The 22780-nt window shown below is 64.5% G+C and carries 22 protein-coding genes; 16 read left to right on the forward strand and 6 right to left on the reverse strand.

Features of this window, described 5'->3' with window-relative positions:
* The first annotated feature begins 11 nt into the window (after positions 1 to 11).
* Genes AC2FNJ_RS07085 through AC2FNJ_RS07160 form a run of 16 tightly spaced genes read left to right on the forward strand, consistent with a single transcriptional unit; the run spans position 12 to position 15938 of the window.
* Positions 12 to 2705: a flotillin family protein gene (locus tag AC2FNJ_RS07085; RefSeq protein WP_496763521.1), complete on the forward strand. Its 2694-nt coding sequence runs from the start codon at positions 12 to 14 to the stop codon at positions 2703 to 2705.
* Complete coding sequence (locus AC2FNJ_RS07090; protein WP_496763522.1) at positions 2706 to 3146, forward strand: SRPBCC family protein; 441 nt, start codon at positions 2706 to 2708, stop codon at positions 3144 to 3146. It abuts the gene before it with no gap.
* On the forward strand, positions 3146 to 3592 hold the full coding sequence (locus AC2FNJ_RS07095; RefSeq protein ID WP_496763523.1) for an SRPBCC family protein: 447 nt from the start codon (positions 3146 to 3148) through the stop codon (positions 3590 to 3592). The genes AC2FNJ_RS07090 and AC2FNJ_RS07095 overlap by 1 nt, the downstream gene beginning before the upstream one ends.
* Positions 3585 to 4376 (forward strand): FAD binding domain-containing protein, encoded by a 792-nt coding sequence (locus AC2FNJ_RS07100; protein WP_496763524.1) that lies wholly within the window; start codon positions 3585 to 3587, stop codon positions 4374 to 4376. Before AC2FNJ_RS07095 ends, AC2FNJ_RS07100 begins: the two co-directional genes overlap by 8 nt.
* Positions 4373 to 4852 carry a (2Fe-2S)-binding protein gene (locus AC2FNJ_RS07105; RefSeq protein ID WP_496763525.1) on the forward strand — a complete coding sequence of 160 codons (480 nt, stop codon included), beginning with the start codon at positions 4373 to 4375 and terminating at the stop codon, positions 4850 to 4852. Before AC2FNJ_RS07100 ends, AC2FNJ_RS07105 begins: the two co-directional genes overlap by 4 nt.
* Entirely contained in the window at positions 4852 to 6744 is a 1893-nt protein-coding gene (locus AC2FNJ_RS07110; protein ID WP_496763601.1) for a xanthine dehydrogenase family protein molybdopterin-binding subunit, read from the forward strand. The genes AC2FNJ_RS07105 and AC2FNJ_RS07110 overlap by 1 nt, the downstream gene beginning before the upstream one ends.
* Positions 6744 to 7766: a xanthine dehydrogenase family protein molybdopterin-binding subunit gene (locus AC2FNJ_RS07115; protein WP_496763526.1), complete on the forward strand. Its 1023-nt coding sequence runs from the start codon at positions 6744 to 6746 to the stop codon at positions 7764 to 7766. Before AC2FNJ_RS07110 ends, AC2FNJ_RS07115 begins: the two co-directional genes overlap by 1 nt.
* On the forward strand, positions 7767 to 8648 hold the full coding sequence (locus tag AC2FNJ_RS07120; protein WP_496763527.1) for an AAA family ATPase: 882 nt from the start codon (positions 7767 to 7769) through the stop codon (positions 8646 to 8648).
* A complete protein-coding gene (locus AC2FNJ_RS07125; RefSeq protein ID WP_496763528.1) occupies positions 8645 to 9742 on the forward strand; it encodes a vWA domain-containing protein in 1098 nt (365 codons plus the stop codon). Before AC2FNJ_RS07120 ends, AC2FNJ_RS07125 begins: the two co-directional genes overlap by 4 nt.
* Positions 9739 to 10617, forward strand: coding sequence for an amidohydrolase family protein (locus AC2FNJ_RS07130; protein WP_496763529.1), 879 nt, complete (start codon positions 9739 to 9741; stop codon positions 10615 to 10617). Before AC2FNJ_RS07125 ends, AC2FNJ_RS07130 begins: the two co-directional genes overlap by 4 nt.
* 11 nt (positions 10618 to 10628) lie before the next feature.
* Positions 10629 to 11477: an N-acyl homoserine lactonase family protein gene (locus AC2FNJ_RS07135; RefSeq protein ID WP_496763530.1), complete on the forward strand. Its 849-nt coding sequence runs from the start codon at positions 10629 to 10631 to the stop codon at positions 11475 to 11477.
* 11 nt (positions 11478 to 11488) lie between these two features.
* The gene (locus AC2FNJ_RS07140; RefSeq protein WP_496763531.1) at positions 11489 to 13072 is read left to right on the forward strand and encodes an isochorismatase family protein; all 1584 of its coding nucleotides are present in this window, start codon (positions 11489 to 11491) and stop codon (positions 13070 to 13072) included.
* Positions 13069 to 13572 carry a hypothetical protein gene (locus AC2FNJ_RS07145; protein ID WP_496763532.1) on the forward strand — a complete coding sequence of 168 codons (504 nt, stop codon included), beginning with the start codon at positions 13069 to 13071 and terminating at the stop codon, positions 13570 to 13572. The genes AC2FNJ_RS07140 and AC2FNJ_RS07145 overlap by 4 nt, the downstream gene beginning before the upstream one ends.
* Positions 13569 to 14315, forward strand: coding sequence for an SDR family oxidoreductase (locus AC2FNJ_RS07150; RefSeq protein WP_496763533.1), 747 nt, complete (start codon positions 13569 to 13571; stop codon positions 14313 to 14315). Before AC2FNJ_RS07145 ends, AC2FNJ_RS07150 begins: the two co-directional genes overlap by 4 nt.
* Positions 14316 to 14327: 12 nt before the next feature.
* The gene (locus AC2FNJ_RS07155; protein WP_496763534.1) at positions 14328 to 15170 is read left to right on the forward strand and encodes a fumarylacetoacetate hydrolase family protein; all 843 of its coding nucleotides are present in this window, start codon (positions 14328 to 14330) and stop codon (positions 15168 to 15170) included.
* 39 nt (positions 15171 to 15209) lie between these two features.
* Positions 15210 to 15938 (forward strand): SDR family NAD(P)-dependent oxidoreductase, encoded by a 729-nt coding sequence (locus AC2FNJ_RS07160; RefSeq protein WP_496763535.1) that lies wholly within the window; start codon positions 15210 to 15212, stop codon positions 15936 to 15938.
* 22 nt (positions 15939 to 15960) lie between these two features.
* Here the strand turns inward: AC2FNJ_RS07160 and AC2FNJ_RS07165 are convergent, their stop codons facing one another.
* The 6 genes from AC2FNJ_RS07165 to AC2FNJ_RS07190 form a co-directional block, all read right to left on the reverse strand.
* On the reverse strand, positions 15961 to 16623 hold the full coding sequence (locus tag AC2FNJ_RS07165) for an ABC-type transport auxiliary lipoprotein family protein (RefSeq protein WP_496763536.1): 663 nt from the start codon (positions 16621 to 16623) through the stop codon (positions 15961 to 15963).
* Positions 16620 to 17981, reverse strand: coding sequence for an MlaD family protein (locus AC2FNJ_RS07170; RefSeq protein WP_496763537.1), 1362 nt, complete (start codon positions 17979 to 17981; stop codon positions 16620 to 16622). The genes AC2FNJ_RS07165 and AC2FNJ_RS07170 overlap by 4 nt, the downstream gene beginning before the upstream one ends.
* Positions 17982 to 17989: 8 nt before the next feature.
* The gene (locus AC2FNJ_RS07175; RefSeq protein WP_496763538.1) at positions 17990 to 18805 is read right to left on the reverse strand and encodes an ABC transporter ATP-binding protein; all 816 of its coding nucleotides are present in this window, start codon (positions 18803 to 18805) and stop codon (positions 17990 to 17992) included.
* A 1-nt stretch (position 18806) separates the two neighbouring features.
* Entirely contained in the window at positions 18807 to 19931 is a 1125-nt protein-coding gene (locus AC2FNJ_RS07180) for an MlaE family lipid ABC transporter permease subunit (protein WP_496763539.1), read from the reverse strand.
* Between the two features lie 130 nt (positions 19932 to 20061).
* A complete protein-coding gene (gene hisD, locus AC2FNJ_RS07185; protein WP_496763540.1) occupies positions 20062 to 21330 on the reverse strand; it encodes a histidinol dehydrogenase in 1269 nt (422 codons plus the stop codon).
* A 275-nt stretch (positions 21331 to 21605) separates the two neighbouring features.
* Positions 21606 to 22766, reverse strand: a complete 1161-nt coding sequence (locus AC2FNJ_RS07190) for an ABC transporter substrate-binding protein (protein WP_496763541.1) — start codon at positions 22764 to 22766, stop codon at positions 21606 to 21608.
* Positions 22767 to 22780: the final 14 nt, after the last annotated feature.

Genomic DNA, 22780 nt, shown 5'->3' on the forward strand with positions numbered 1-22780 from the left:
GGGAGGGAAATATGACCGGCCAACTCATCGGGCAATTGATCCTCTGGCTGATTGCAGCCGTCATTGTCGTCTTCATCCTCTATTGGGTCATGCACTGGCTCTATCGGCGCTCGACCAAGGAAGTGGCCTTTGTCCGCACCGGTTTTCTGGGCGAAAAGGTCGTCATCGACGGCGGTGCCTTCGTCTGGCCGATCATCCACGACATCACCCCGGTTTCGATGAACTCGCTGCAACTGGCCGTCACGCGCGAAAAGGAGCACGCGCTGATTACCAAGGACCGGATGCGGGTCGATGTCGATGCCGAATTCTATGTCCGGGTCAAACAGAACCGCGAGGCGGTTTCCCTTGCCGCGTCCACGCTTGGGCGGCGCACGTTGGAACCCGAACGCATCCACGACCTGCTGTCCGGCAAGTTCGTCTCGGCCCTGCGCACCGTCGCCTCTCAGATGTCGATGGAGGAGATTCACGAGAACCGGAACGACTATGTCGCGCGGGTTCAGGAAATGGCGCAGGTCGGGCTCGACAAGAACGGGCTGGAGCTTGAAAGCGTGGCGATCACCGACATCGATCAGGCCGACATTCAATTCTTCAATCCTTCCAACAAGTTCGACGCCGAAGGTCTGACCACGGTGATCGAAGCGGTCGAAGCGCGCCGCAAGCTGCGCAACGACATCGAGCAGGATTCGATGATCAAGATCCGCGCCCGCAACCTGGAAGCCGAAAAACAGGTTCTGGACATCGAGAAGCAGTCCGAAGAAGCGCGGCTGGAACAGGAACGCGAGATCGAGTTCCGCCGCGCCCAGCAGCGCGCGGAACTGGCCCGCGAACGGTCGGAGCGTGAAAAGGACGCCGAACAGGCAACCTTGTTGTCCCGTGAAGCGATCGAGACCGCCCGCATCGCCAACGAACGCCAGATCGCCGAGGCGCGGATCGCCTCGGAACGCGAGGTACGTCAGCGCGAGATCGACCGGCAGAAAGTGGTCGAAGAAGCCGAGATCGCAATGCGTGAAGCCCTGGAAAAGGCGCGCATCCTTCAAGAACGCGCCGTGACCGAGGAGTCGATCCGCAACAAGCAGGAAACCGACGCCGCGGAAATCGCCGCGCGCGAAGCCGTCGAAAAGGCCCGGATCGCACAGGAACGCGCGCTGGACGCCGCCCGGATTGCCAAGGAGCGTGAGATTCAGGCTCAGGAAATCGCGCGCCAACGCGCCATCGACGAAGAAGGCATCACCGCGCAGGAAGCGGTTGAAAAGGCCCGTATCGACCAGGAACGCGCCGTCACCGAAGCGCGGATCACCTACGAGCAGCAAACGCGCGAGCGTGAAGTGGCGCGGGATCTGGCGATCCGCGAGGCCGAGATCGCGAGCCGCGAAGCCACCGAAAAGCTGTCGATCATGCAGGAAAAGGCCGTCGCTGCGGCCCGGATCGCCGCCGACAAGGACACCCGCAATCTCGAAATCACCCGCAACCGCGACGTGGACGAGGCCGAAATCGCCGCCCGCGAGGCGGTCGAGAAGGCGCGCATCGCGCAGGACCGGCTGCTGGCCTTCGAGCGCATCGGTGCCCAGCAGGATACCGAGGAACGCGAACAGCTGCGCGCCGAGGCCGTCGAAGCGGCCCGGATCGCGAAGGAAAAGAAGGTCGCTGCCGAGCGCATCGCCTATGAGCAGGACTTGCGCGAACGGGAAATCGCCCGCAACCGCGCGGTGGACGAAGCAAACATCACCGCGCAGGAACTGATCAGCGCCGCGCGCATCGCGGAGGAAAAGAAGACCCGCGCGGCCGAGATCGAAAAGGAACGCGCCCTGGACGCGGCGCGTCTGGAGCGGCGGAAAGCTCTGGAGCATCTCGAAGTCGAACGCACCAAGGCGCTGCGCGAGGCCGAGATCGCCGCCAAGGAACTGGTCGAGCGCACAGAGATCGAGTCCGAGAAAGGTCTGGACGACGCCCGGATCGATCACCAGAAGAAGCGCCGGCAGCTTGAAATCGAACGCGAAAAGGCTGTCGAGCAGACGGCGATGGACAAGGCCATCGCGCTCTATCAGAAATCGCTGGAAGAAAGCGCCGCCGCCGTCGAGGCCGAAGTCGCTCGTGCCCGCGCGGCCGAGGCCAAGGCCAAGGTCGATACCGCAACGGCGCTGGAAGAGGCCGAACGCCTCAAATCGGTCGATGTCAAGCGCGCCGAGAAGGAGGCCGAGGAAAGCCGGCTGGCCGCCGAGGCGGAACGCATCACTGCCGCCGTACGGGCCGAGGCGCAGAAGCTCATCAACGAGGCCGAGAACATCCTTACCGACGAGGCGCGCGCATCGCTCTTCAAGCGCAACCTGCTGGAACGCCTGGAAGGTATCGTGGCGGCCCAAGTCAAGCCTCTGGAGAAGATCAACGAGATCAAGATCATGGAGCTTGGCGGCGCCGGATCCGGCTCGTTGGGTCTGGGGGGGCGCGGAGGCGCCGGCGACGGCGGTGGTTCCGGCGGTGGCGGCAGCCCGACCGACGAGGTGATCAATTCGGCCCTGCGCTACCGGGTTCAGGCGCCGATGATCGACAGCCTGTTGAACGACATCGGCATCGAAGGGGGCAACCTGGCCCGCCAGCCCGGATTGATCCGAGAAGCCTCGGACATGCAACGCATCGCCGCGGCGGTCGAAAAGAAGGGCCAAACCGGCGACACCAAGGGCGACGGCGACAAGGGGAGCAAATCGTAAATGGCCCGTGTCTATGTCTCATCGGTGATCGGCGCTCCGGCGACCAGAGTCTGGGAAAGGGTGCGGGATTTCAACGGTCTGCCGAAATGGCACCCGCTGATCCGCGACAGCCGGATCGAGGATGCGCTGCCCTCGGACAAGGTGGGCTGCGTCCGCAATTTCCACCTGCAGAACGGGGATTTGATCCGCGAGCAGCTTTTGGGGCTTTCGGACTACGATCTGTTCTGCACCTATTCCATCCTGGAAAGCCCGATGCCGCTGACCGAGTACCTGGCGACGCTCAGGCTGACTCCGGTGACCGAGGGGGACCGGACCTTCATCGAATGGTCCGCCGAGTTCTCCTGCGCGCCCGAAGACGAGGACGGCCTGGTGGATGGCATCGGGGCCGATGTGTTCCAGACCGGCTTCGACGCGCTCAAACGCCATTTCGGGAGCGCATGATGCCACGGGTCAAGCGCAGCACCGTGATAGACGCACCGGTCGAAGCCGTCTGGAAGGTGATCCGCGATTTCAATGGCCACGACCGGTGGCATCCTGCCGTGGCCGAAAGCCAGATCGAACGGGGCCGCCCGTCGGACATGGTCGGCTGCGTGCGCAGCTTCCGCCTCGAAGACGGGTCGGCGCTGCGCGAGCAGCTTCTTGCGCTGTCCGATCTGGAACAGACCTACACCTATTGTCTGCTCGACACGCCGGTTCCGCTGTTCAACTACGTGGCCCATGTGCGCCTGTTCCCCGTGACCGACGGCGACCGGACCTATTGGGAATGGGAAAGCCGGTTCGACACGCCGCGGGGCCGGTCCGACGAACTGACCGAACTGGTCGGACAAGGGATCTATGTCGCCGGGTTCGAGGCCATCCGCACGCATATGGAGGCTGCGCATGCTTAGTGTGGAAACCTATCCGACGGCCGCCGAAGCGGCCCGTGCAATGGGGTCGGGGGCCTGCTTTCTCGGCGGTGGCTCCATCGTGATGATTCAGGTTAACTACGGCGCGCAAGGCTTTGATCGCATTGTGTGCACCTCCGATCCGGGCATGCGCGAAATCCGCGCCGAAGCCAACCGGATCACGCTGGGCGCGATGGTCACGATGGCGGATGTTCTGGGCAATCGCGATCTGACCTTCCTGGCACCTGCGGCAACGGCGGTTGGCGGGCCGGCCGTACGCAATGCCGCGACGGTCGGAGGCAATCTGTTTGCGCCCCATCCCTATGGCGATTTCGCGGTCGCTCTGCTGGCGCTGGAGGCGACCGTTCACCTTGCGGACGGGGCGACGCGACCGGTGGAAGAATTCCTGGACGACCGCGGCGGGCTTGTGACTTCGGTCTCCTTCCAGCGCCCGCCGAGCGAGGCCTTTCGCTTTCGCAAGGTGCGTCGGGTCCGGCCCAAGGGTGCCTCGGTGATGAGCATGGCGGCGGTGCTGAACCGCGAGGCGGGCCGGCTGTCGAACGTGCGGGTGGCGTATGGCGCGATGGCCGCCACACCGGTGCGCGTCCGAGCGGTGGAGCAGGCTCTGGAAGGCGCATCGCACGACGCCCGCGGCATCGCACCGGCCCTCGCCCGCGCCACCGAAGGTCTGGAGCCGCCGACCGACGCGCTGGCCTCGTCCTGGTACCGCCGTGAAACCGCGCCGGTGCACCTGCGCCGCCTGCTGCTTGGAAAGGACCGCCGATGACCAAGACACCCGTGACCTTCACCCTGAACGGCGCCGAGGCGGCGGCTTTTGCCGATGCCGGCGCCAACCTGCTGGACCTGCTGCGCCGGGGGCTGGGCGATCTCAGCCCGAAATACGGGTGCGGGCAGGGCACCTGCGGCGCGTGCACCGTTCTGGTCGATGGCGCGCCGCGCCTGGCCTGCATCACCCTGGCCCAGAGCGTGGAAGGCCGCGACGTGCGCACGGTCTCGGGCATGGGCGACGGATCGGCGCCCGATCCCTTGCAGCAGGCGTTCATCGACCATTTCGCGGCGCAATGCGGCTATTGCACGCCGGGGATGCTGATGTCGGCGCGCGCGTTGCTGGACCGTATCCCGAACCCGAGCCGCGACGAGGTGATCGACGCCATCGGCGGCAATGTCTGCCGCTGCACCGGCTATGAGCCGATTGTCGATGCGATCCTTTCGGCGGCGCGCGGCAACAGGGGGGTGGCGTGATGGTTGTCGAGTTCCGCAAGGATCTGTTCGCCGACGAGCGTGACGACAGCCTGGGCGAAATCGGTCAGCCGAGGATCCGGCAGGACATTCTGGGTCACGTCACCGGGCGTTCGCCGTTTTACGATGACCATCTGTTCGACGGTTTGCTGCATGTCCGCTGCGTGCGGTCACCGCACCATCACGCGCGCATCCGCTCGATCGACGCCTCGGCGGCCGAGGCGATGCCGGGCGTCGTCCGGCTGATCTGGCCGCGTGACATACCGGTGAACCGAAACACCCTGCTTTCCCTCATCGATTTCGGCAGGGACGACGAACCGCTGCTGGCCGAAACCAAGGTGTCCTATGTCGGGGAACCGGTTCTGGCCATCATCGCCACGTCGGTTCTGGCGGCGCAGCGCGCCGTCGCGGCGGTGAAGGTCGAATGGGAGGTGCTGCCCCACGTTCTCGATGTCGAAGAGGCCATGAATCCCGACGCGCCGGTCGTAAACGAGGAATACCCCAACAACACCTTCGACTATCACGAACGGTACGATCACCAGAAACTGCGGTTCGGGGATGTCGAGGCGGCCTTTGCCCAGGCCGACCACATCGTCGAGGGCGAATACCAGATGTCGCCCATCGAACAGGCGCCGGTCGAAACCTGCGGCGCCATTGCCGCGCCCGAGACCAACGACCGGATCGTCTGCTACACCTCCACCCAGGCGCTGTTCTTTTCCATCGGGGTCACGGGCAAGCTGCTCGAAATCCCGTCCTCGCGCCTGCATTTCATCGGCGGCACCGTGGGCGGCGGGTTCGGCGGCAAGGTGGACAGCCATCATGAACCCTTTGCCGTACTGGGCGCTTTGCTGACGGGCCGTCCGGTCAAATACATGTGGGACCGCGCCGAAGAGATGCAGGTGGGCGCACCGCGCGGCGGCGAGCGGTGGCGCATCAAGGACGGGGTGATGCGCGACGGCCGGATCGTTGCGCGTGCCTTCACCGGCTTTTTCGATGCCGGCGCCTATACGCGGCTGTCCTCCTACGCGGTGCAAAAGGCCACCGGGCATCTGCCGGGGCCCTACACGATTCCCAATGTCGCGTCGAACGTCTATTGCGTCTACACCAACCGGACGCCATCGACGGCGATGCGCGGGTTCGGCATCACCGCGGTGGATTTCGCCATCGAATGCCACATGGACAAGGTGGCCGAAACGGTCGGGATGGACCCGATCGAGCTGCGCATCCTGAACGCCTATCGTGACGGGGACATGAAGGCGCACCGGCGCGCGGCCAAGAATTGCGCGTTGATCGAAAGCTGCCAGGTGGCCGCACAGAAATCCGGCTGGCAATTGTCTGCTGACGCCATGGCTCAATCCAGCCGTGCGGGCGGTGGCGCGGGCTGGCGGGGCGAGATTCCCGAAACCGCCACCGACGACGAAGGCCGGATCGGCGAGCGGAAACGGTCGGGTCTGGCGCCCGATCCGTTTTCGGGGACGGGCGCGCGCGGACGGGTTCCAGCGGGAACCTTCACCGACCACCCCGCCACCGGCAACGCGCCTCAACGCGAAGACATGATGGCCGAGGCCGCGCGTCTGGGTTTCAAGGTGGATACGGGCGGGCCGCCGACACCGTCGCAATTTCAGCCAAGTCCACCGGCGCCGGCGCCGACCAGCGCCCCGGCGCAACCCGAACCCCGCCCGGTTGCAGGAGGGCCATCGCTCCCCTCGGGCTATCGACCGCCCGCACCACCACCAGAACGACCGGCTCCGCCACGGCCGACTGCCGCACCACCCGCAGCGCAAGCACCGGAACAACGGCCAGAGTCCGAAACGTATCAGCCCGACAAACCTTTTCAGCGCGGCGTCAAACGGCCCGGCGTGTCGTCTTTCATCTCGGGATCACGGAGGCGCTGATGACCATCTGCAAAGGACGCGGTTTCGCCTGCATCAACTATCCCATCGGCATGAACCTCGGCGGCGACCCCAGCCAGGCCTTGGTGCATTCCACCCCGGACGGAAAGTTCAAGGTCACGCTGTCCTCGATCGACCTGGGGCAGGGTATCAAATCGGTGGGACGACAGATCGCCGCAGAAACGCTGGGTATTCCCATCGAGGATGTCTATGTCGATACCGCCGACAGCGACACTGGTCCGCATGACATGGGCAGTTTCGCCTCGCGCGGGACGCATCGCATGGGCAACGCGATCATCCGCGCGGCGACCGAGGCGCGCACCCAGATGCTGGAAGCGGCGGCGGAAGAGCTGGAAGTCGATGCGGGCGATCTGACCACCGACGGCCAAGGCAACATCCACGTCAAGGGCGCGCCCAGCCGGTCGATCACCGTTGAAGAAACCGCGCAGGCGGCACAGTTCCGGCAGGGCCGGACTCTGGCGGGGCGGGGAATCTATCTGGTCCCGCTTTCGGATGTCGATCCCGAGACGGGCGAGATGACGCCGGTGTCCTGTTTTGCCCATGCCGCTTTGGTGATCGATGTCGAGGTCGATGACGAAACCGGCGAAGTCGAGGTGGTGCAGATCAACTCCGCCTACGAAGTGGGGCGGGCGCTCAACCCCAAACTGGTCGAACAGCAACTGGTCGGCGGGGCCTGGATGGGGGTGGCCCACGCGCTCTATGAGACCACTGAACCCTATTATCCGGACCGAAGCCACGGGCCACGCGACTTCAACACCTATCTGTTGCCCGGTCCGGGACAGATCGCGCCGCATCATATCTCGATCCTGGAACGGCCCGCGCCGGACGCGCCTTTCGGCGGCAAGGGACCGGGCGAGATGTGCGCCAACCCGGTGCTGCCGGCAATTGCCAACGCGATCTACAATGCGGTCGGCGTACGCTGCGACAGCCTGCCGATCACGCCGGAAAAGATCCTGCGCGGCATCCGGGCGAATGGCGGCGCGCGACCGCAGGGCGGGCGCTAGATGGCGGTGCGCGCCAACATATCGGGCATCGACACGCCACAGGCCCTGCAGGCGGCGCTGCGCGGCGCGCAGTACCTTGCGGACGATCCGCTTGCCACCGCCGCCTATCTCGCCTTGGCCCTGGGCAAACCGTTGCTGTTGGAGGGCGCACCTGGAGTCGGCAAGACCGAAGCCGCCAAGGCCATCGGCGCGGTGCTGGGGCGCAATGTGATCCGCCTGCAATGCTATGAAGGCATCGACGCCGCGGCGGCGTTGTACGAATGGAACTATCCGCGCCAGATGCTGGCGATCCGGCAGGCCGAAGGCGACTACGTCAATGTCTATACCGATGATTTCCTGCTGGAACGCCCCTTGCTGCAAAGCCTGCGCGAGGCGCGGAACACGCTGCTGCTGATCGACGAGATCGACCGATCGGATCACGAGTTCGAGGCGTTCCTGTTGGAGTTCCTGTCGGACTTCGCAATCTCCATTCCCGAAACGGAGACCGTGCGCGCCCACGAGGCGCCGGTTGTCGTTCTGACCTCGAACCGCACCCGCGATCTGCACGAGGCGCTGCGGCGGCGCTGCGTCTATCACTGGATCGACTACCCGTCCCCCGATCTTGAGTCGCAGATCGTCCTCGCCCGCGCCTCGGCCGTGGCCGAAGCCACCGCAGCGGCAGTGGTGGCCTCGGTCAACCTTCTGCGGACCGAGCCGCTGGTCAAGCCGCCGGGGGTCGCCGAAACCGTGGAATGGGCCGAGGCGGCAACCCTTCTCAACCGGCAGGGCGAGGCCTGGCCCGAAGCGTTCCGCCGCTCCATCGGGGTGGCGCTCAAGGATCATGACGATCTGAGTTTCATCGAACCGCGGCTCGACTCGATCCTGCCGGGAGAGGCCGCATGACCGACCTTCCCGCCGGCGCCCGTCCCCTGGTCGAATTTCCTGCGGTCCTGCGGGCCAACGGTTTCGCCGTGGCTCCGGATCAGGTCATCGGATTCATCCAGGCCATCGGCGTGCTGGGCCCACGTGGGATCAAGGACGTGCGCAGCGCCGCCATCGCGATGCTGGCCATACCCCGCGAAAGAGAAGGCGAGTTCGACGCCATCTTTCGCGCGTTCTTCTTCGGTGAAACGGCTACGGGCGTGTTCGAGGGCGAGGATGAAGAGGTCGAGGCGCGCGAGCCGACAGGGGAGACCGGCGAAGAGGAACTGCTCCCCGACGACGACGCGGCCGGCGAGGCGGCGTCGTCCGCCGAGCGTCTGGCTCGCCGCGACTTCGCGCCACGCGATCCCGAGGCCGCCTTGGCGCGGTTCTTGCGTCTGGCACCGGCACGCCTGCCGCGTCGGGCGTCATATCGCCTGGCTCCGGACCGGCGCGGGCGACTCTTGGACATGCGCCGCACCCTGCGCGAGGCCGCGCGCAACGGCGGCGAAGTCTTTCGCCTTGCGCATCGGTTGCGCAAGTCCCGCCAGCGCCGGGTCGTTCTGCTCATCGACATTTCGGGGTCGATGTCCGATCGCACCGACATGTCGCTGCGCTTCGCCCATGTGCTGGCCCGCGCCGCCGACCGGATGGAGGCGTTCACGCTCGGCACGCGCCTGACCCGCATCACCCCGGCGCTGCGCGCCCGTCACGAAACCCGCGCCCTGGAGCGCGTCAGCGGCATGGTCGCCGACATGGATGGGGGCACCCGGATCGGTGAGGCGTTGCAGGCTTTTCTGGCCGTGCCGCGCTATGCCGGCTTTGCGCGCGGAGCCTGGGTGATCGTTCTGTCCGACGGGCTTGAGCGCGGCGGAGCCGATGCGATGACCGACGCGGTGCGCCGGCTTGCTCGCATGGCCTGGCGCATCGACTGGCTGTCGCCGCTGGCGACCGAGGGGTATGAGCCACGGACGGCCGGGTTGTCGTCTATCCTTCCGCATCTCAGCACTCTGGGCGATGGCTCCGATATCGTTGCGGTGACGGAACACGTTCTTGGGACTGGGCGGCGGCCATGATCGACGCGCATCACCATATCTGGCGGCAAAAGGACTTGCCCTGGCTGCTCGGACCGGAAAGGCCGAGGATCTTCGGGGCCTACGGGCCGATCAAACGGGATTATCCAATCCGCGAATATCTGGAAGACATATCCGGAACCGGCATCGAAAAGTCGGTCTATGTGCAGGCCAACTGGGCGCCGAACTGGTGGAGGGACGAGATCGCCTGGGTCGAGGACGTGGCAGATCAGTCCGGCTGGCCCCACGCGATTGTCGGATTCCTGGATTTCACGCGCGGCGACGTGCGCCCCTTGTTGAGCAAGGTCAAGGACAGTCCCCGCCTGCGCGGGTTTCGCCAGCAATACCACTGGCACGAAAACCCGCATTACCGCTTCGCGCCCGAGCCGTGCCAGTTCGGCACCAAGACCGTGCGCGACAACATCGCCCAACTGGCCGAATATGGTTGGAGCTTCGATCTTCAGGTCTTTCCGGGCCAGATGAAGGACGCCGCACGCCTGACCAAATCCTGCCCCGACGTGATCTTTGTCCTGCAACACGCGGGCATGCTGGAGGACAGGTCAAAGCCGGGCTGGGCCGAATGGCGCGACGGCATGAAGCGGCTGGCCGATTGCGAAAACGTCGTGACCAAGTTGTCGGCCTTCGGAACCTTCATTCACCGCAACGATCCGGACTTCATCGCGCAGATCATCCGCGAAACCGTCAAGATCTTCGGGGCGGATCGCTGCATGTTCGGCTCGAACTTTCCGATCGAAAAGCTCTGGACCGGCTACAAGGATCTGATCGACGCCTTCCGCAAGGCCACGTCCGGCCTGCCGAAAGGACAGCAAAAAGCGATTTTCAACGATACGGCAGCGCGGGTTTACCGCCTCGACTAAGGGAGAGAGACATGGCCCTCACGATACATACGCTCGACTATGGCGACATCGAACTGGAAACCAGTTTTCTGGTGCTCGGGCATCAGTGCGGCCGCGTGCGTCGGGTGCCGGTCTACGGTTTTCTGATCCTCGGGGGGGAGTATCCGATCCTCGTCGATACCGGCTATCGCGACAATGCCATCATGGAGACGCTGGGCATGCGCGGGCACTGCTATCACGAGAACACGGTCGAGCAGCAACTGGCGCGGCATGGCCTGCGGATGGGCGACATCAGGTACATCCTGCATACCCATCTGCACATCGATCACGCGGGCAACGACGACGATTTCCCGATGAACACCACCGTCGTGCTGAACCGGCGCGAAATGGAGTTTTCGGTCTCGGGCATCATGTACCCGCAATATCCCAAGCCCGACATCCTGCACCTGGTCGAGCGGATCTACGAGCCCGAGGCGATCCGTTTCCTCGACCTGGAAATCACCCAGGCCGAGGAGATCATTCCCGGCGTGTGGTGCGAACCGGCGGGTGCGCATACCGAAGGGTCGATGAACGTCATCGTGGAGACCGACGAAGGGCTGGCCTGCATCTGCGGCGATGTCATCTATGACTTCAACGACCAGATCATCAACCATGTGCGCGTGAACAACTACATGGAGCCGCAAGTCACCGGCAATCACGCCGGCTCCAAGCGCGGCGAGAAGGCGCAGATCAAACGGCTGTTGAACAACTTCACCTTCCTTCTGCCGATCCACGACCGCGGCGCCAAGGTCCAGCACGGGCGCGTCGTTGGACGGCTCGGGATGACCTGTCCCGGCCCACTGGTGGAAACGCTGCCCAACCGCAACTGGTTCCCGGCATAGGAGGGCGCGTCATGGCTCATACCGTGATCGACGACAGATTCACCGAACTGATCGCGCCCGCAGCACCGGTGCGCCAGATCGGCACCGGGTTCACCTTTACCGAAGGCCCGTTGTGGCATCCGGTGAACCAGGATCTGATCTTTTCCGACATGCCGGGCGACGTGCGCCGGCGCTGGACCTCGGCGGGGGGCATCGAAGAAATCCTGCGACCCTCGAACAAGGGCAACGGCATGACCTATGACGCCGACCTCAATCTTCTGGTCTGCGAACATTCCACCTCGTCGGTCGCGCGGTTCCGTCCCGACGGCACGCGAGAGGTGCTGGCCACCCATTTCGAGGGGCGCGAGTTGAACTCGCCGAACGACATCTGCATGCATTCCGACGGCTCGGTCTATTTCACCGATCCGACCTATGGGCGCATGCCGGGGTTCGGGGTCGAGCGACCGACCGAGATGGGGTTTCAGGGCGTCTACCGCCTGCCGCCGGGGCACAGGCCGGGGGACGAGCCGCAACTGGTTTCCGACCGGTACATGTTCACCCAGCCAAACGGCCTGTGCTTCAGCCCCTGCGAACGGTTCATGTGGGTGAACGACACCGAACAGGCGAACATCCGCATGTTCGACCTGGGCAGCGACGGGCGCCTGACCAACGCGCGCGTCTTTGCCAGCGGTATCATCGAGACCGACCGCGAGGGCGTGCCGGACGGGATGAAATGCGACACCGACGGTAACGTTTATGTCACCGCGCCCGGCGGCCTCTGGGTCTACGATTTCCACGGGATCAAGCTGGGCGAGATCGAAATACCGGAAAAAGCGGCCAACCTGCATTGGGGCGGAAGCGATTGGCGCACGCTGTATGTCTGCGCAACCACTTCGGTCTATGCGGTGGACATGAAGGCGCAGGGGCGGCGCGAGCCGTTCATGGCGCACGGGGGCGCGGCCGAGGCGCGCTCCGGGCCGCAGGCGCATCAGCCGAGCCTCGATATCGATCCGGCGCGCACCGCGATGATCATACAGGACATGCAGAATGACGTGATCATGGAAGGTGGCGCCTTTGCCGACAGCGGCGCGCCCGCCCATGCCCGCCAGCAGAACGTGATCGAGAACTGCCGCCGCCTGGCCGATGCCTGCCGGCGGTCGGGCATCTGGGTGATTCACGTCTGGTTCGTCTGCGAACCCGGCCATCCAACCCTGCGGCGCCATGCAGCCCTCTATGATGGCCTGTTCACGGCCAACGCGATGGTGCGCGGCACCCACGGGGCCGCACCCGCGCCAGGGCTGGAGCCGCAGCCCGGTGATCTCGTGGTGGAAAAGATGTCGATGAACCCCTTCGAAACCAGCCGCCTGGAGAGCTATCTGCGCCATGCCGGGGTCGAGACCATCATCAACACCGGCGCCTGGACCAACATGTCGGTCGAGCACACCGCGCGCACGGCCGCCGACAAGGGGTTTCGGGTGATCCTGCCGGAAAACGCCTGTTCGACGATGAACGCGGAATGGCACGGGGCCTCGATCAACTACGCCATGCAGAACGTGGCGACCGTCACCGACACCGGCAGCGTGCTGGCGGCGCTCAACAGCGGAGGGCGGCCATGACCGATCCGGTTCCCGGTGGCGAAACCCGGTTTGCCGCGCAGGTGTTGCGCCCGGCGCGGATCATCCGGACCGTTTGCCAGATGGTCCTCGGGGCCGGGCTGGCGGTTGCGCTGGTGGTCAAGCTCTACATGCTCGTTCTGACGGACCTTCAGTGCAGCGCCGATGTGATCAGCCTGGGCAACGCGATCCGCTGCCACGGCACGCTGGAGCTGATGTCCTATACCCTGGCGCTGGCGGCGGGCTTCGAACTTGCCTACCTGCTGTTCGAAGAAGGCGATGCCCGGCTGGTCCGGCCGCTGCTTCTGGCGCTTGGCGCGGCGTTCCTGTTGCTGATCTCGGATCTCGACGGATCGACCGCGACCTGGAACATGGCGGTGGTGATCGTGGCCCTGTCGGTGTCGCTGTTCGGGGGGCTGGCGTTCAGAACCTGGATCGGACGGCAAGGCGGATCCGGCAGGGATGATGGCGACGAGCGAAGCAGGGGAGGAACGGACCGTTGACTGGGGAATTGAGCCTGAAAGGCAAGACCGCGCTGATCACGGCGGCCGGGCAGGGGATCGGACGCGCCAGTGCCGAGGCTTTTGCCGCGTCCGGCGCCCGCGTCATCGCCACGGACATCAACGAGGCGGCGCTGGCCGATCTTGCCGGAACCGACGGCATAGAGACTCGCAGGATGGACGTGCTGAACCCGGAAGAGGTCAGGTCGGCGCTGGCCCAGGCCGGGCCAATCGACGTGCTGTTCAACTGTGCCGGTGTGGTGCACGCCGGTACGATCCTCGACAGTACGGAAGAAGAGTGGGATTTCGCCTTCGATCTCAACGCCAAGGCGATGTACCGGCTGTGTCGCGCGGTGCTGCCGGGCATGCTGGAGCGCGGCGGCGGATCGATCGTAAACATGTCGTCGGTGGTGTCCTCGGTCAAGGGCGTGCCCAACCGCTTCGTCTATGGCGCGTCCAAGGCGGCGGTGATCGGCCTGACAAAATCCATCGCAGCCGACTATGTGACGCAAGGCATCCGCTGCAACGCGATCTGCCCCGGCACGGTGGACACGCCCTCGCTGCACGACCGCCTGCGCGCGACGGGGGATTACGAAAAGGCCAAGGTCGAGTTCATCGCGCGCCAGCCGATGGGTCGGCTTGCGCAGGCCGAGGAGATCGCGACACTCGTGCTCTACCTTGCCTCGGACGCCAGTGCCTTCACAACCGGCCAGGCGCATGTGATAGATGGCGGCTGGGCGACCTGAACGGAGAATGACATGAAACTCGTGCGTTATGGCCCCAGAGGCAAAGAGAAACCCGGCATTCTGGATGCGGAGGGCCGGGTCAGGGATCTGTCCTCGCATGTGGACGACATCACCGGCGTGGTGCTGGGTGATGCCAAGCTTGCGCGTATCGCGCAGATCGAACCAGAGTCTCTACCAGTTGTCGAGGTCGATCGTTACGGTCCCTGCGTCGGCAATGTCGGCAAGTTCTTGTGTATCGGGCTCAACTATTCGGATCACGCCGCCGAATCCAACCTGCCGGTGCCAGGCGAACCGGTGCTGTTCTCCAAGGCGACGTCGGCCATTTGCGGTCCCAACGACGATATCGAAATCCCGCGCAACTCCGTTGCGACCGATTGGGAGGTGGAACTGGGCGTCGTGATCGGAAAAACCGCGAAATACATCGACCGTGACGCGGCGCTGGATCACGTCGCCGGGTATTGCGTCGTCAACGACCTGTCCGAGCGCGATTTCCAGATCCGGCGCGAGGGTCAGTGGGTCAAGGGCAAGTCCTGCGACACGTTCGGCCCGATCGGCCCGTGGCTGGTCACGCGCGACGAGGTGCCCGATCCGCAGAACCTGTCGATGTATCTCGACGTGAACGGAAAGCGGATGCAGGACGGCTCGACCGCGACGATGGTCTTCGATGTCGCGACCATCGTTTCCTACGTTTCCCAATTCATGAGTCTGCAACCGGGGGACGTGATCAGCACCGGCACACCGCCGGGGGTGGGAATGGGCCAGAAACCGGACCCGATCTACCTGCGGCCGGGCGACAGGGTGGAACTGGGTGTCGAAGGACTCGGTGTCCAGAGGCAGATCATGGTCCAGGCCTGAGGCCGGGCCAAAAACGCATGTCATGCCGGGGAGGGCGCGATGAAGGACCAGGTTGCCGTTGTGACCGGCGCAGCGCAGGGGATCGGATTGGCGGTCGCACAGGCGCTGGCCGCAAAAGGGGCAAGGATCGCCAGTTGGGACATCGATCCGGGCAATTCCGCCGCCATGTCGAATGTCGGCGCCGGCGCGCGGGCCATTGCGTGCGACATAACCGACCTGGCTGCCGTCGAGCAGGCTTATCGGACGACATGCGAGGATCTCGGCACGCCCGTGATCCTGGTCAACAGCGCCGGCATTGCGGGGCCGAACGCAACGCTCGTCGATTATGACGTAAAGGCCTGGCATCAGGTGATCGACATCAACCTCAACGGCACGTTTCATGTGAACCGGGTCTGCGTGCCTGGCATGATCGAGACGGGATATGGCCGGATCGTGAACATCGCCTCGATTGCCGGGAAAGAGGGCAACCCAAACGCTTCGGCCTATTCGGCCTCGAAGGCGGCGGTGATCGGCCTGACCAAATCCCTGGGCAAGGAACTGGCCGCGTACGACATCGCGGTGAATTGCGTGACCCCGGCCGCGGCGCGCACCAGAATCTTCGACCAGATGAGCCAGGAGCATATCGACTACATGCTGTCCAAGATTCCGCGCGGCAGGTTTCTGGAGGTCGAAGAAGCCGCGCGCATGATCTCCTGGCTGGTCTCGCCAGAGAATTCGTTCACCACCGGCGCGGTGTTCGACCTTTCCGGGGGACGCGCAACCTATTGACGCCGGGTCGTGCGTTGACGCGTCAGGTGTCCAGTTCCCGCGGATTGTTGGCTGCGTGCGTGTGGATCCGTCGAATGCTCCATTCCACCGCGTCTCGCATGGCGTCGCCAAGTGCTTCGTCAAAGGCCATAGCCACCAGAGATGCGTCGTCGCTGGCGGCATTGGAAAACTCTTCGAACGACCGGGATCCGATGATGTGATCCTCGTAGGTGTCCACGATCTTGATGTTGAGCCTGACTTCGATCCGCAACGCTTTCGGATCAGCCGCCGTGGGGGCGACATGGGCCTGGAACTCGCGCAGATCTGTCACGATGACATAATCGGCCCGCAACCCGGCCGTGGACCGTCCGACCGCAGCGACCCGGTTCGAGTTCTCGAAGCTCTCGATCAGCAGCGCCTGGACGAAAAGCGGCGCGCGGTCCACCCAGCGCGCGCGGGGCAGATATTGCACCTGCAGCGGCGTCGGCTGCACCGCGATCTGGTCGGTGTTGACGGCAGCGGTCGCGGTCGGCTCTTCGACGACGATCTGCTGGCTGATGCGCGGCAAGGAAGAGGAAAAGGTGCTTTTGGGTGTCAGCGTATACAAATCGTTGGGCTCCGACGCCCGCCTGAGCGAGTCGAGCCCGGTGCACCCGCTCAGCACCAGAAAGCCCAAGAGAAGAACCTGCAAACCGGGGCGTGTCATTGGCGAAACTCCGATGCCTGCGTGCCAAGAAGGAATCGTGCGGGGTCGCGCTCCACACGGTCGACAAGGCGTTCCAGACTGACCACCAGGCGCTGGGATTCGTCAACGAAACGCTGGAACTGAGGCAATCCGTTGCGCAGAAAGTCGGACAGCTGCCGCCGGTTCTGCCGCACGATACCATCGACGGTTCCCATGAGTTCGGATGCGGATTGCGACGCGCTCAGGATTTCGTCCGAGATCTGGTCCACATTGCCGGCGACCTTCGAGACGGTGGTGGTGAAGGTATCGGCGGCACCGCGTATGTCGGCCACGATGGAGCCCACATCCTCGTTGACAATCCGGTTCACCGAAGTGAACGCCTCGTTGGCCGAGGACAGCGTTTCTTCGGCACTGTCCATGGCGTTGCTGATGTCTTCGAGCGTTACGTTGGCATTCGCAAAGGCTTCGTTGGCGTTCGCCAGGGCAATGCTGCCCTCGTCGGAGAGCAGCGCGAACCGTTCGGCAACCGCGTTCACGTCGACCCCGATCTCGGCGATCACCTGATTGGCGGTTTCGGCGACTTCGGTTCCCCGCTCGATGAACAGCGCCAGATCGTTCTGCATCAGCCGATCCGCGGTGGCGAAGGTTTCCTGCGCCGTATCCAGCGCCTCGACCGCCGCGGTCTTGGTCTGTTCCAGCGATTCGGTCGCGGTGTTCAACGTGACTTCGGCAGTGTCCGACAGCCGGTCCAGCCGGTCGGTGAAGGCTGCGATCTCGCGGGACGCGCTGCCGAGCTCGCCGGAAAGCTTCTCGAAATCGGACAGGGCCTGATCCAGCCTGCCCGAGGCCGATGACAGGTTTTCCAGCGTGGTCGAGACGGCCTGCTTGTTCTGGTCGCTGAAAACGGACTGGATGTCCTCCAGCAGTACGATCGCCTTGTTCAAGAGCTCGGGCGCGCCTTCAAAGATCGACTGCAACGGGCTGCGGCGGCTTTTGATGACGCTGTTCTGCGGCAATTGGGGGGCATCTGGCGATCCGCCGGTCAGGGCCACATAGCTGACGCCGGTGACGCCCAGCGACTGCAATTCTGCGATGGTGTCGGACTTGACCGGTGTGCTTGCGGCGACCTCCAGCTTGACCCGCACCTTGGACGGGTCGTCCTCGTCCAGATTGAGCGATATGACCTGCCCGACGGGCAGGCCGTTGAACCGGACCTCTCCTGCCGTCGAGAGTCCCGACACATTGTCGAACAGCACATCGTAATAGGCGTACTGGCGATTGACCTCGACCTTGGCGAGCCACAGCAGAAACCCGAAAACGCCCAGGATACCGGCCAGAGTGAAAGCACCGATCAGAATATAGTTTGCCCGTGTTTCCATGACCGTCTCTAGCTGTCCCGCCTTCTGTTGCCCGCAGCCCGCGCCCGCGGCCCGGTGAAGTATTCCCGCACCCAAGGGTGGTCCACCGCGATCATGTCGTCGATGGAACCCTCAACCAAGACGCGTTTTTCCGCAAGTACCGCAACCCTGTCGCAGATCGCGTACAGGCTGTCGAGATCGTGCGTCACCATGAATACGGTCAGACCCAGCGCCCGCTGCAACTCACCAATCAGCTCATCGTAGGCAGCCGCGCCGATCGGGTCCAGCCCTGCCGTCGGCTCGTCGAGGAACACGATCTCCGGGTCCAGGGCCAGGGCGCGCGCCAGCGCGGCGCGTTTGCGCATCCCCCCGGACAGCTCCGACGGAAACTTCCCGCAGCTGAGCACCGGCAGACCGACAAGGCTGATCTTTAGCTCTCCCAGCGCCTTCATCATGTTTTCGCTGAGCTTCAGGTGTTCGCGCATCGGCGCCATCACGTTCTGCAGCACCGTCAGCGAGGAAAACAGCGCACCGTCCTGAAACGCCACGCCCCAGCTCTGTTCGATGCGCAACCGGTCGGCTGCGGGTCCGTTCAGCACATCGACGCCCAGAACTTCGATACTCCCGGCCGCGGGCTTGTTGAGGCCGACGATCGTCCGCAGCAGCACCGACTTGCCCGTGCCCGAGCCGCCGACGACCCCCAGCACCTCACCGCGCCAGACATCCAGGTCCAGGCCGTCATGCACCACCTGCGGTCCGAACCGGTTGACCAGCCCGCGCACGCGGATGACGGCCTCGCGCCCGGCGGCGACCGAGGTTGTCCGGGTGGCAACGGCGCCGTCCATCTCAGACCCCCACTTCCGAGAAAAAGATCGAGAACAGCGCGTCCAGTGCGATGACCATGAAGATGGACTGCACGACGGATGCGGTGGTCCTGCGCCCGACGCTTTCGGCCGAGCCCTGGACCTGCATCGCGTGCCAGCAGGCGATCACGCCGATCACCATGGCAAAGAACGGCGCCTTGATGAGGCCGACCGCCAGATGCCAGACATCGGTATTGTCCTTGAGGCGCGTCACGAACATGCCGGGGCTCACGCCCAGGTCGATCCAGCTCATCAACGCGCCGCCGACCAGCGCCGATATGTCCGCGATGAAACCCAGGATCGGCAGCACGATCAGCAGGGCCAGCGTGCGCGGGATCACCAGAACCTCGATCGGGTCCAGCCCGATGGTGCGCATCGCGTCGATCTCCTCCTGCACCTTCATGGACCCGATGGAGGCGGTGAAGGCCGAACCGGAGCGGCCCGCGACGATGATGGCCGTAAGCAATATGCCCAACTCGCGCAACACCGAGATCGAAATCAGTTCGACGACGAAGACTTCGGCGCCGAATTGCTTGAGCTGCGTCGCGCCCTGAAAGGCCAGCACCACGCCGATCAGGAACCCCATCAGCGCGATGATGGGTACCGCCTTGAGGCCAGTTTCCTCCATCTGCGTCACCAGCGAGGCGCTGCGCAGCCGCCAGGGCATGATCAGCGAGCGGGCCAGGCGATGCAGGGTCAGGCCGAAAAACCCCAGCATCGACAGCGAGTCCTTCCATGCGTCGACCGTACCCTTCCCCAGGGTTTCCAGCCAGGGCACGAAGCCGCGCGGCGGTTCCTCGGAAACCAGTTCGGTCGGCAGGTTCCTGGTCACGGTTTCGATCAGGGCCGCCTGCGCCTCGGTCGCGCCCACGATGGAGATCGTTGCGCCTTCGGTCTCCAAGCGCCGCCGCAGGTCGGCGATGATCCATGCGCCACCGGTGTCGAGCGCGTCGAGACCGGACAGGTCGAACTCCATCTCATCCGTATCGGCCCGAATCTTTTTGGTTTGCGTCTCGACGACATTCAGGGATTCCGTCAGCAACCGTCCGGCAAACCGCACCAGGTGACGGTTGCCTGACATCTCATGGGTGAGGGACGGCGTACTCATGCCTGCATAAAATGCGCTGAACCTTTCGGGAGCAACGATTTCGTGAGACCTGCGCAAAGAATTATTGGAAAGATGGCTTTGCGGACAATCGACGTTGCGGCGAGGGCGCCGGCGTTGGCGTTGAAATTCCTCAGGACTTCAGACGCAGTTCGGCGGCGCGGGCATGGGCTTCCATCCCCTCCATCCGGCTGATGCGGGCGGTGCGCAGTGCCAGTTCACGCGAAGCGGACGGATCGCAGCGTTGCCATGTGACGGTCTTGGTGAACTTGTGCACCGAAAGCCCGCCGGTATAGCGCGCCGCGCCGCTTGTCGGCAGAACGTGATTGGGACCGGCGGACTTGTCACCAAAGGCGACCGTCGTGCCCTCGCCCAGAAACAGCGAACCGTAGGCGCGCAGCCGCTGCAACCAAAAATCGAGGTCTTCGGCCATCACCTGAAGGTGTTCGGGCGCGTATTCATCGGCAACCTTCGCCGCGTCGTCCCGATCGCTGCACAGGATGACTTCGGCCCGGTCCCGCCAGGCCGCCCGTGCCGCCCCCGCATTCGGTTCGGGCAAATCTCGGATCAGCTCCGGCACCCGCGTCAGCACGTGATCGGCCAGTTCGGTATCCGTCGTCACCAACCAGACCGGGCTGTCGGCTCCGTGCTCGGCCTGGCTGATCAGATCCCAGGCCACGGTTTCGGGATCGGCCGATCCATCCGCGATCACCAGCGAATCCGTGGGACCGGCGAACAGGTCGATGCCGACCTTCCCGAACAGCGCCCGCTTGGCTTCCGCGACATAGGCGTTGCCGGGGCCGACCAGTATGTCGGCCGGTCTGGCGCCGAACAGCCCCTGCGCCATTGCCGCGATGCCTTGAACCCCGCCGAGGTTCAGGATCAGATCGGCCCCGGCCAGGTCCATGGCAAAGATCACCGCATCCGGTATGCCGGCATCGGGGCGGGGCGGCGACGCGGCCGCGATGTGCGGGACGCCCGCGACGCGGGCGGTGGTGATGGTCATCAAGGCGCTGGCCACATGGGCATAGCGCCCGCCGGGGACATAGCAGCCGGCGCTGGACACCGGGATCTGCCGCTGTCCGGCGATCAGACCGGGGATCACCTCGATCTCGCAATCGCCCAGCGTGTCCTTTTGCGCCTGGGCGAAACGGCGGATATTGGCATGTGCGAAACGGATGTCGGCCTTGACTTCCTCCGGCACCCGGTCACAGGCGTCCTTGCGGTCCTGCTCCGACAGCACGATCTCGCCGGTCCAGCCGTCCAGCTGTCCGGCATAGCGCCGGACGGCCTTTTCCCCATCGCGGGCGATATTGGCGAGCATGATCGCGACCGTATCCCGGATGTCCGCGCTTTCCGCGGTGGGCGGCGCTGCGGCGCGTTTCAAATAGGAAATGGTCATGATCGAACTCGGGTAGCTGAAAAACATGCCGGCACCGCGCTGGTCGAGGCCGGCTTTCCGATGACCGTGGCAGAAGAATGCAAAGTATCAAAGACAATTGACAGCCCGGGAGGGCAACAGACACCGGGGCGACGTTCCACGCCGCGTTCGCCGTGCCTGAAACCGGAGCCGGGGCAGGGCGCCCCGCCACTTCACCACGTCGGCGCGGCGTCCTGGGCGTTCAGATCTGCAGAAGCAGGCATCGGGCACCCTGACCAGAGGGTGCCCGACGTTCGTCATTCTTCGTGGATCTTCTTCCACGCACCGTTTTCGACAACATTGACGTAAACGGAGTCGGCGCCCTGATGGTCGTCGGGGCCATAGTTGATGTGGTTGCCCACCAGATCGTCCTGATAGTCCAGCGACTCCATCGCCGCGATGAAGCTTTCATGGGTCAGGTCCGGCCCGGCCGCTTCCAGCGCCTTGACCATCATTTCCGCCGCAGCATAGCCCAGCATGGCGAAACCGACCGGATCTTCGCCGGTGGCGGCCTTGTATTCCTCGATGAAGGCTTTCGGGGCGGGCTCGTCGGCGCGTGCCCACAGATCCTGCCACGAGGCGGCGGCATAGAACCCCTCGGTCACGCCGCCCGGAACCTGGGCGACCACGGTCAGGAAACTGGCCGACGTGCCCATGAACTTCATGTCGTTCAGGCCCATCTTCTTTGCGGTGCCGACGACGGTGATCGCCTGACGCACGCCAAGCGCGATGGTGACGATGTCACAACCGGCTTCGTTGAGCTTGCTGAGCGAGCCGACGAAATCGGTCTCGTCCGGCTTGTGGGTGGTTTCCGCGGCAAACTCGATGCCTGCCTCTTCCGCCCCGGCCTTGGACCCTTCAAGGATTTCCTTGCCGAAATCGGTCGGCAGGTACATCGTGCAGACTTTTTCGGCGCCGAACTGATCCGCCAGGTACTTCACGCCCACGCGGCTCTGGTCGAAATAGCTGGAGAACGAGGTGAACTTGTTCTTCACCGGCTCCTGCAGCATCTGCCGCGCCGCCGAGAGCGGTGCGACATTCGGAATGCCCTTGGGGTCCAACAGCTTGAAGCCAGCGAGGTTCATCGGCGTGCCAAGGCTCTGCAGCATCGCGAACACCTTGTCGCGGTTCAGCAGCTTGTTGTAGCCCTGCATCGCGCGCGGCATCTGATAGCCGTTGTCCTCGACCACATAGCGGATCTTGCGGCCGTGGATGCCGCCTTCGGCATTCACCCGGTCAAAGACGACATTCGCCCCCTTGACCGCAGGCACGCCGACCGCGGCAAAGATGCCGGACAGGTCGTTGACCGAACCGATGACGATTTCATCGTCCGTTACGCCCTGGGTCTCGGCGCCGGCAAATGTCGCCGCTGCCGTCAGGGCCGTGGCGGCCGCCAGCCGCTTGATGGTGTTCTTCATGTTACTCCTCCCTT

The sequence above is a fragment of the Ruegeria sp. BHSB196 genome, assembly GCF_059613135.1.

Coding starts and splice junctions, on each gene's coding strand:
- AC2FNJ_RS07090 (WP_496763522.1), top strand. CDS start 2,706: ATGGCCCGTGTCTATGTCTCATCGGTGATCGGCGCTCCGGCGACCAGA.
- AC2FNJ_RS07180 (WP_496763539.1), bottom strand. CDS start 19,931: ATGAGTACGCCGTCCCTCACCCATGAGATGTCAGGCAACCGTCACCTG.
- AC2FNJ_RS07115 (WP_496763526.1), top strand. CDS start 6,744: ATGACCATCTGCAAAGGACGCGGTTTCGCCTGCATCAACTATCCCATC.
- AC2FNJ_RS07190 (WP_496763541.1), bottom strand. CDS start 22,766: ATGAAGAACACCATCAAGCGGCTGGCGGCCGCCACGGCCCTGACGGCA.
- AC2FNJ_RS07175 (WP_496763538.1), bottom strand. CDS start 18,805: ATGGACGGCGCCGTTGCCACCCGGACAACCTCGGTCGCCGCCGGGCGC.
- AC2FNJ_RS07155 (WP_496763534.1), top strand. CDS start 14,328: ATGAAACTCGTGCGTTATGGCCCCAGAGGCAAAGAGAAACCCGGCATT.
- AC2FNJ_RS07130 (WP_496763529.1), top strand. CDS start 9,739: ATGATCGACGCGCATCACCATATCTGGCGGCAAAAGGACTTGCCCTGG.
- AC2FNJ_RS07145 (WP_496763532.1), top strand. CDS start 13,069: ATGACCGATCCGGTTCCCGGTGGCGAAACCCGGTTTGCCGCGCAGGTG.
- AC2FNJ_RS07110 (WP_496763601.1), top strand. CDS start 4,852: ATGGTTGTCGAGTTCCGCAAGGATCTGTTCGCCGACGAGCGTGACGAC.
- AC2FNJ_RS07085 (WP_496763521.1), top strand. CDS start 12: ATGACCGGCCAACTCATCGGGCAATTGATCCTCTGGCTGATTGCAGCC.
- AC2FNJ_RS07125 (WP_496763528.1), top strand. CDS start 8,645: ATGACCGACCTTCCCGCCGGCGCCCGTCCCCTGGTCGAATTTCCTGCG.
- AC2FNJ_RS07165 (WP_496763536.1), bottom strand. CDS start 16,623: ATGACACGCCCCGGTTTGCAGGTTCTTCTCTTGGGCTTTCTGGTGCTG.
- AC2FNJ_RS07105 (WP_496763525.1), top strand. CDS start 4,373: ATGACCAAGACACCCGTGACCTTCACCCTGAACGGCGCCGAGGCGGCG.
- AC2FNJ_RS07170 (WP_496763537.1), bottom strand. CDS start 17,981: ATGGAAACACGGGCAAACTATATTCTGATCGGTGCTTTCACTCTGGCC.
- AC2FNJ_RS07140 (WP_496763531.1), top strand. CDS start 11,489: ATGGCTCATACCGTGATCGACGACAGATTCACCGAACTGATCGCGCCC.
- AC2FNJ_RS07160 (WP_496763535.1), top strand. CDS start 15,210: ATGAAGGACCAGGTTGCCGTTGTGACCGGCGCAGCGCAGGGGATCGGA.
- AC2FNJ_RS07135 (WP_496763530.1), top strand. CDS start 10,629: ATGGCCCTCACGATACATACGCTCGACTATGGCGACATCGAACTGGAA.
- AC2FNJ_RS07120 (WP_496763527.1), top strand. CDS start 7,767: ATGGCGGTGCGCGCCAACATATCGGGCATCGACACGCCACAGGCCCTG.
- AC2FNJ_RS07095 (WP_496763523.1), top strand. CDS start 3,146: ATGCCACGGGTCAAGCGCAGCACCGTGATAGACGCACCGGTCGAAGCC.
- AC2FNJ_RS07100 (WP_496763524.1), top strand. CDS start 3,585: ATGCTTAGTGTGGAAACCTATCCGACGGCCGCCGAAGCGGCCCGTGCA.
- hisD (WP_496763540.1), bottom strand. CDS start 21,330: ATGACCATTTCCTATTTGAAACGCGCCGCAGCGCCGCCCACCGCGGAA.